The sequence below is a fragment of the Nonomuraea bangladeshensis genome, assembly GCF_039529455.1.
Classification (GTDB): Bacteria; Actinomycetota; Actinomycetes; order Streptosporangiales; family Streptosporangiaceae; genus Nonomuraea; species Nonomuraea bangladeshensis.
The window spans coordinates 180,257-187,441 of sequence record NZ_BAAAMV010000015.1; the positions used below are offsets into that span (position 1 = coordinate 180,257).

The window sequence follows — 7,185 nt, forward strand, 5'->3', positions numbered from 1 at the left end:
CGTTCACCCTTGCTAGGGATCCGAGTCACTTTCGCTGCGTAACTTCATCGGCGACTGAGGACCAAGTGAAAAGGAACCCCACCGTGAAGTATGCAGGCCGGCTCGCCGCCGTCGCCGTCGTCGGTGCGCTCTCGCTCGCTGCGTGCGGCACAGACAACAACGCTCCGGCGGGCAACGGCGGCACCACCGCCGCCAGCGCCCCCGCCGCGGGCAACGACAACGCGCTGAGCGGCACCATCAACGCCGCGGGCTCCTCCGCCCAGGCCAACGCGATTGACGAGTGGAAGAAGAACTTCCAGGCCACCAACTCGGGCGTGAGCATCAACTACCAGCCCAGTGGCTCGGGCGCGGGTGTGCAGGCCTTCATCCAGGGCACGGTCTCCTTCGCCGGCTCCGACTCCGCTCTGAACGACGAGAAGGGCGAGCCGGCCCAGGCCGACGCCCGCTGCAAGACCGGCAAGGCCATCAACATCCCGATGGTGACCGGTCCGGTGGCCGTGGTCTACAACCTGCCGGGCGTGGACGGCCTGCAGCTCTCGCCCAAGACCATCGGCGGGATCTTCAACAGCCAGATCACCAAGTGGGACGACCCGGCGATCAAGGCCGAGAACCCTGACGCCAAGCTGCCCTCCACCCCGATCCAGGCGTTCCACCGCTCGGACGAGTCGGGCACCAGCGACAACTTCACCAAGTTCCTCAAGGCCACGGCCGAGTGGCCGTACGAGCCGGCCAAGGCCTGGCCCGCCGACGCCAAGGGCCAGGGCGCCAAGGGCTCCGACGGCATCGCCTCCTCGGTCAAGGACACCGAGGGCGCCATCAGCTACGTCGAGATGTCGTACGCCGACAACTCCCAGCTCCAGAAGGCCAAGGTGGCCAACGGCTCGGGCGAGTTCGTCGAGCTGACCCCCGAGAGCGCCGCCAAGACGGTCGAGACCGCCGAGGTCAAGGGCACCGGCAACGACCTCAAGCTCTCGATCGACTACGGCACCAAGACCGCGGGCGCCTACCCGATCGTCCTGGTGACGTACGAGATCACCTGCGAGAAGGGCCTGCCGGCCGAGGAGGCCAAGCTGGTCAAGGAGTTCCTCACCTACACCGCCAGCGACGAGGGCCAGGCGGCGCTCAAGGACCTGGGCTACGCCCCGCTCGCCGGCGGCCTGCTCACCAAGGTCCGCACCGCCATCGAGGCCATCTCCTAGCGGCCGATGACGACCGACACGAAGATCCGCGACGGCGGACCGGCCATGCGCCGGTCCGCCTCGCGGCGCACCTCCGGTGAAGGGGCCTTCAAGTTCCTGGCCACCGCGGCCGGGGTCGTCCTGCTGGCGATCATGGCGGCCATCGCCGTGTTCCTCATCGCCGAGGCGGTCCCCGCGCTGCAGGCGAACAAGGGCGGCTTCTTCACGGACCTCGTCTGGGAGCCCAACAGCAGCCAGGTGTTCGGCATCGGCGCGCTGGCGTTCGGCACGGTGCTCAGCTCGGGCATCGCGCTGGTCATCGCGACCCCGATCGCGGTCGGCGTCGCGCTGTTCATCTCCCACTATGCGCCGCGCCGCCTCGCCGGGCCGCTCGGCTACCTCATCGACCTGCTCGCCGCCGTCCCCAGCGTCATCTACGGCCTGTGGGGTCTGGCCTTCCTCGTGCCGCTGCTGCGGGAGCCCTCGCAGTGGCTCAACGAGCACCTCGGCTGGTTCCCGCTGTTCGCCGGCGAGGGCGCGATCGGCGGCAAGACCATGCTGGCCGGCGGCATCGTCCTGGCGATCATGATCCTGCCGATCATCGCGGCCATCTCCCGCGAGGTCTTCCTGCAGGTGCCGCGCATGAACGAGGAGGCGGCGCTCGCGCTCGGCGCCACCCGCTGGGAGATGATCAGGATGGCGGTGCTGCCGTTCGGCCGCCCCGGCGTCATCAGCGCCGCGATGCTCGGCCTCGGCCGCGCCATGGGCGAGACCATCGCGGTCGCGCTCATCTTCCCGGCCACGTTCGACATCAGCATCCAGATCCTCACCCCGCACGGCAACAGCATCGCGGCCAACATCGCCAACGGCTTCGGCGAGGCCACCCCGATCGGGCGTGGCGCGCTGATCGCCTCCGGTCTGGTGCTGTTCGTCATCACGCTGCTGGTCAACATGGCCGCCCGTATGATCATCAACCGCCGCAAGGAGTACGCGAGGGCCGGCGCATGACCCTGCAACAGGAGGCCGTGCGCAAGCCGCGCGGGGTCCAGCACATCTCGACCGGCCGCCGGGTGAAGGACCGCTTCGTCCAAGGGCTGGTCTACCTGGCGTTCGCGCTGGCCGTGGTGCCGCTGGTCTCGGTGCTGTGGCTGGTGATCTCCAACGGCCTGGCCCGCTTCGACCTGGAGTTCATGACGCACTCGATGCGCGGCATCGGCGCGCGGGACGCGGGCGGCGGCGCCTACCACGCCATCATCGGCACCGTCGAGCAGGTGCTGCTCGCCTCGGCCATCTCGGTCCCGATCGGCCTGCTCACCGCCATCTACCTGGTCGAGTACGGCAACGGCGGCCGGCTGAGCCGGGCCATCAGCTTCTTCGTGGACGTCATGACCGGCGTCCCCTCGGTGGTCGCCGGTCTGTTCATCCTCGCGTTCTGGATCCTGTTCCTCGGCATGCCGTACAGCGGGTGGGCGGGCGCGATGGCCCTGTCCATCCTCATGATGCCGACCGTGGTCAGATCCACCGAGGAGATGCTCCGGCTGGTTCCGGGCGATCTGCGCGAGGCCTCGTACGCGCTGGGCGTCCCCAAGTGGCGCACGATCATGAAGATCGTGCTGCCGACCGCGTTCACCGGCATCGTCACCGGCGTCATGCTGGCCGTGGGCCGCGTCGCCGGCGAGACCGCGCCGATCCTGCTCACGGTGTTCTTCACCGACTCCATCAACAACGACCCGTTCAGCGGGCCGCAGATGGGCCTTCCCCTCTATGTCTTCGACCAGGCGGCACGTCCCAACGACACCGCCATCGACCGGGCGTGGACCGGAGCCCTCACGCTCATCCTGATCGTCATGCTGCTCAACCTGGTGGCGCGCCTGATCGCCTGGTGGCGTGCGCCCGCCAAGGGCCGATAGGGGGTACCGCCACTCATGTCAAAGCAGATCCAGGTTTCGGGACTGGACGCGTACTACGGCGCGCACAAGGCCATCGAGGACGTGTCGATGACCATCGAGCCGCGCTCGATCACCGCGTTCATCGGCCCTTCGGGGTGCGGCAAGTCGACGTTCCTGCGCACGCTCAACCGGATGCACGAGGTGATCCCGGGCGCCCGCGTCGAGGGCAAGGTGCTGCTCGACGGCGACGACCTCTACGGCGCCTCCGTCGAGCCCGTCTCGGTACGCCGGATGATCGGCATGGTCTTCCAGCGCCCCAACCCGTTCCCCACGATGTCGATCTACGAGAACGTCGCCGCCGGCCTGCGCCTCAACGGCCGCCTGCCGAAGTCGCAGCTCGACGGCATCGTCGAGGAGTCGCTGAAGGGCGCCAACCTCTGGAACGAGGTCAAGGACCGCCTCAACAAGCCCGGCGCGGGCCTGTCCGGCGGCCAGCAGCAGCGGCTCTGCATCGCCCGCGCGATCGCGGTCAAGCCGCAGGTGCTGCTCATGGACGAGCCGTGCTCTGCGCTCGACCCGATCTCCACGCTGGCCATCGAGGACCTCATGGCCAAGCTCAAGGACGAGTTCACGATCGTCATCGTCACCCACAACATGCAGCAGGCCGCCCGCGTCAGCGACCGCACCGCCTTCTTCAACCTGGCGGGCCAGGGCCAGCCGGGCAAGGTCGTCGAGATGGACGAGACCTCACGCATGTTCACCAACCCGAGCCAGAAGGCCACCGAGGACTACATCACGGGGCGCTTCGGCTGATGACCCGACAGCAGTCGCCCGCCACGATGAACGGGGACGTGAGGACCAGGCCCGTGCTGCTCATCGCCGACCCGGACCGGGCCGTGGTCGACGAGGTCGCGGACGCCCTCGAACGCGAGGGCGTGGCCGTCACCGGTGCCTCCGACGGCGCCCAGGGTCTGCTGCAGGCGGGGGCCCTGCAGCCGGACGTGGTGCTCGTCTCGGCCACGATCGCGGTCATCGACGCGGTCGAGTTCGTCCGCGCGGTACGGCTCGCCAGGGCCGTACCGGTGCTGCTCGGCGTCGGCGAGGGGCACGCCGAGCAGGCCGTCCGCGCCCTCGCGGCCGGCGCCGCCGCCTGCGTGGCCAGGCCGTACCGGGTGCCGGAGCTGCTGCCGTTCATCCACGCCGCCTCGCCGGAGTCGCGCGACGTGCTCCACGTCGGCGGCGTGGAGCTCGACGCCCAGGCCTACCAGGTACGCGTCGGCGGGCGCACCGTCCACCTGCCGCTGCGCGAGTTCGAGCTGCTGCAGTACCTGATGCGCAACGCCGACCGCACGGTCACCCGCGAGCAGATCATGCGGCACGTCTGGCACACCGCCGCGACGACCTCGACGAACACCATCGCGGTGCACGTCAAGCGGCTGCGGGCACGGCTCGGCGACGAGGACGACCAGCTCATCCAGACCGTACGCGGCGTCGGCTACCGCCTGGTCACGCCGAGCATCTCCGGAAGTCCCGCATGATGCGCCGGGCCACGCCCTCGACGGTCGCGATGCCCTGACGGACGTCCGAGGCGCCCTCGCTGAGCACGGCCACGGCGTAGTGGTGGCCGTCGCCGCTGATCAGACCGACGGTGACGACGGCCCAGCGCCCGGTCGAGACCCGCCTGAGCCAGCCGTTCTTCAGCGCTGCCCGCTCGCCCCGGCACGCCGCGGCGCTCAGACCCCAGTCCTGGCCGTCCACGACCGTGCCCATGAGGTCGAGCACCCGCGAGCGCTCCCGGGCCTTCAGCGGGCTCCTGGGGGACACCAGGGCACTCATCAGCCGGATCTGGTCATCCACCGACGTACGGGTGATTCCCCAGCAGAACAGGTCGACGCAGGAGCCGGGGACGCCCAGGGTGTGCTTGAGCCCGAACCGCCGCGCCGCCTTCGTGAACCCGCCCGCGCCGCCGATCCGCAGCCAGAGCCGGTCCGCGGCCTGGTTGTCGCTGGTGCGGATCATCACCTCGGCGTCCCGCCGGACGTCCCGCGGCAGCTTCTTCCACGGCGTCCGCAGCAGCAGCGCCATGAGGATGAGCACCTTGGAGCTGCTCGCGGTGATCAGCCGCTCGCCAGGGTGGTATCGATAGAGCCGCCCGCTCTCCAGATCCTTGACCATGGCCGTGACCCGCCCGGGGCGGGCCGCCAGGTAGCGGTCGAGCCGCTTACCGATCCGTTTCGCGGGGACCGGCCGCAGCGGCTCCGCGGCCGCGACCCGCTCGGCCCGCCGCAGCGTCACACCGGCCGTCGCCCGCGCCACCACCATGACGACCCGATCGGTCCGCGCGATCTGCCCGATCTGCTCAGCCGGAACGGTGACCAGGGACAGGAGCAGGGCGAGAGCGAGCAACACCCGCACCGTCACCTGCCCCTGGCCTGTGATCACCCGGGCATTATGGCGAGAACCCGGACGAGTGGGCTAGACGGCTGAGGCCATCAGCCGGGCGATCGAGTCGTCGTCGCAGGTGGCCCAGAAGCCGCCCACGACGTCCTCCAGGTGCTCCAAGGACTCCGCCGCGAACAACACATCTTGATATTTCGTGATGTCGTAGTGCGTGGTCCCCATGGCCGCCAGCTCCAGCGGCCGGATGTCCATGCCGCGAAACTCCTCGATCTCCCCGTACGACGACAGGATCCCCGCCCCGTACGCCCGCAGCTCGCCCTGCTCCCGCATCACCCCGAACTCCAGGGTGAACCAGAACACCTTCGAGACGAACTCCAGCGCCTCCTCGCCCTCGACCCGCCGCGCGGCCTGCCCGGCCAGCCGGTAGAGGGCCGCGTACCGGTCACTGGCCAGCGCGTTGGCGTGCCCGATGACCTCGTGCACGACATCCGGCTCCGGCGTGTAGAACGGCACCGAGTGGTGCCGGATGTACTGCGTGGAGTGGAAGAACCCGTCGGCGAGCACCCCGTAGAAGTCACGCAGCGGCACCAGCCCGGCCGCCGGCAGATACCGGAACCCGGTCAGCGGCTCCAGCAGCCGCGAGACCTCCTCCAGCTGCGGGATGCGATCGGCGGGCAGGCCCAGCCGTTCCACGCCGTCCAGGTATTCGGCGGTGGCGTACTTGGCGTGCTTGATCGCCAGCTCCCTGCTGACCATCGCCCACACCTCGTGCTCCTGCTCGGTGTACTCGGCCGCCGGGATGGGCGTCCCCGGCCGGTAGCCAAGCGCCAGAGCGGCGATCGCGTTCCGTCGCGCGCGGTACACCGGGTCCGCGAACCCCGGATGCGACGCGGCCAGCTCGACCACCACCGACCCGTCCTCCTGGGCGGCGACCGGCGCGAAGTACTGTGCTTCCTCGAACATGTCCAGATAACAGCAAGTCTCGCTTTTCCTGGCAAGAGCGCTCACCTTTGCTGCGCGATACGCTCAATTCCGCCCGCCCGAACCAGCGTTCCCTGGTCGAATCGCACACTTCCCCGGAGGTCCTCCATGGACGATCTCGACGCCCGCCTGCTGGTGACCATGCGCGCGCACCCGCGCGTCGGCCTGACCGAGCTCGCCCGGCTGCTGGGCGTCGCCCGCGGCACCGTGCAGGCCCGCGTCGAGAAGCTGACCGCGCGGGGCGTCATCCAGGACTTCGGCCCCACGGTCTCACCCGCCGCGGCCGGCTTTCCCATCCTGGCCTTCGTCTGGCTCCAGATCGCACAGGGCCGGCTGGAGGAGGCGGTCGCCGCTCTTGGGGCCGTACCGCAGATCCTGGAGGTGCACGGCACCAGCGGCCAGCACGACCTGCTCTGTCGCGTGGTGGCCAGAAGCACCGATCACCTGCAGGAGATCATCGCCCGCATCCTGGCCTCACCCGCCGTGCAACGCACGGACACCACGATCGCCCTGAGCACCCAGATCCCGTACCGCATCGAGCCCCTGCTGCAGTAAGACGCAAAGACCCCAGAAATGCAGAAGGGCCCCGACTGAACCAGTCGGGGCCCTTCATAAAGATTGTCCGGCGGTGACCTACTCTCCCACACCCTCCCGAGTGCAGTACCATCGGCGCAGAGAAGCTTAACTTCCGGGTTCGGAATGTAACCGGGTGTTTCCTTCCCGCCATAACCGCCGTA

8 protein-coding genes and 1 rRNA gene are annotated in these 7,185 nt (G+C 69.3%); 6 read left to right on the forward strand and 3 right to left on the reverse strand.

Annotation, left to right across the window (positions count from 1 at the left end; genetic code table 11):
- Nucleotides 1–83 precede the first annotated feature (83 nt).
- From pstS to ABD292_RS42020, 5 genes are read left to right on the forward strand one after another with little or no spacing between them, the layout of a single operon-like run.
- Nucleotides 84–1,199: a phosphate ABC transporter substrate-binding protein PstS gene (gene pstS, locus ABD292_RS42000; protein WP_344217728.1), complete on the forward strand. Its 1,116-nt coding sequence runs from the start codon at nt 84–86 to the stop codon at nt 1,197–1,199.
- Between the two features lie 6 nt (nt 1,200–1,205).
- On the forward strand, nt 1,206–2,186 hold the full coding sequence (gene pstC / locus ABD292_RS42005) for a phosphate ABC transporter permease subunit PstC (protein ID WP_344217730.1): 981 nt from the start codon (nt 1,206–1,208) through the stop codon (nt 2,184–2,186).
- Complete coding sequence (gene pstA / locus ABD292_RS42010) at nt 2,183–3,088, forward strand: phosphate ABC transporter permease PstA (protein ID WP_344217732.1); 906 nt, start codon at nt 2,183–2,185, stop codon at nt 3,086–3,088. Before pstC ends, pstA begins: the two co-directional genes overlap by 4 nt.
- A gap of 15 nt (nt 3,089–3,103) precedes the next feature.
- Entirely contained in the window at nt 3,104–3,880 is a 777-nt protein-coding gene (pstB, locus tag ABD292_RS42015) for a phosphate ABC transporter ATP-binding protein PstB (protein ID WP_344217734.1), read from the forward strand.
- Nucleotides 3,880–4,605 carry a winged helix-turn-helix transcriptional regulator gene (locus ABD292_RS42020; protein ID WP_344217736.1) on the forward strand — a complete coding sequence of 242 codons (726 nt, stop codon included), beginning with the start codon at nt 3,880–3,882 and terminating at the stop codon, nt 4,603–4,605. Before pstB ends, ABD292_RS42020 begins: the two co-directional genes overlap by 1 nt.
- Here the strand turns inward: ABD292_RS42020 and ABD292_RS42025 are convergent.
- Both ABD292_RS42025 and ABD292_RS42030 read right to left on the reverse strand, forming a co-directional pair.
- Nucleotides 4,574–5,509, reverse strand: a complete 936-nt coding sequence (locus ABD292_RS42025) for a serine hydrolase (protein ID WP_344217738.1) — start codon at nt 5,507–5,509, stop codon at nt 4,574–4,576. The genes ABD292_RS42020 and ABD292_RS42025 overlap by 32 nt on opposite strands.
- Nucleotides 5,510–5,542: 33 nt before the next feature.
- Entirely contained in the window at nt 5,543–6,430 is an 888-nt protein-coding gene (locus ABD292_RS42030; RefSeq protein ID WP_344217740.1) for a phenylalanine 4-monooxygenase, read from the reverse strand.
- A gap of 126 nt (nt 6,431–6,556) precedes the next feature.
- Here ABD292_RS42030 and ABD292_RS42035 point away from each other — a divergent pair, with 126 nt between their 5' ends.
- Nucleotides 6,557–7,003: an Lrp/AsnC family transcriptional regulator gene (locus ABD292_RS42035; RefSeq protein WP_344217742.1), complete on the forward strand. Its 447-nt coding sequence runs from the start codon at nt 6,557–6,559 to the stop codon at nt 7,001–7,003.
- Nucleotides 7,004–7,068: 65 nt separating this feature from the next.
- Here ABD292_RS42035 and rrf read toward each other — a convergent pair.
- Nucleotides 7,069–7,185, reverse strand: a 5S ribosomal RNA gene (gene rrf, locus ABD292_RS42040).

Bases quoted from the DNA above. Each gene is read 5' to 3' on its own strand.
- pstB (WP_344217734.1), top strand. From the start codon at position 3,104: ATGTCAAAGCAGATCCAGGTTTCGGGACTGGACGCGTACTACGGCGCG.
- ABD292_RS42035 (WP_344217742.1), top strand. From the start codon at position 6,557: ATGGACGATCTCGACGCCCGCCTGCTGGTGACCATGCGCGCGCACCCG.
- pstC (WP_344217730.1), top strand. From the start codon at position 1,206: ATGACGACCGACACGAAGATCCGCGACGGCGGACCGGCCATGCGCCGG.
- pstA (WP_344217732.1), top strand. From the start codon at position 2,183: ATGACCCTGCAACAGGAGGCCGTGCGCAAGCCGCGCGGGGTCCAGCAC.
- ABD292_RS42020 (WP_344217736.1), top strand. From the start codon at position 3,880: ATGACCCGACAGCAGTCGCCCGCCACGATGAACGGGGACGTGAGGACC.
- ABD292_RS42030 (WP_344217740.1), bottom strand. From the start codon at position 6,430: ATGTTCGAGGAAGCACAGTACTTCGCGCCGGTCGCCGCCCAGGAGGAC.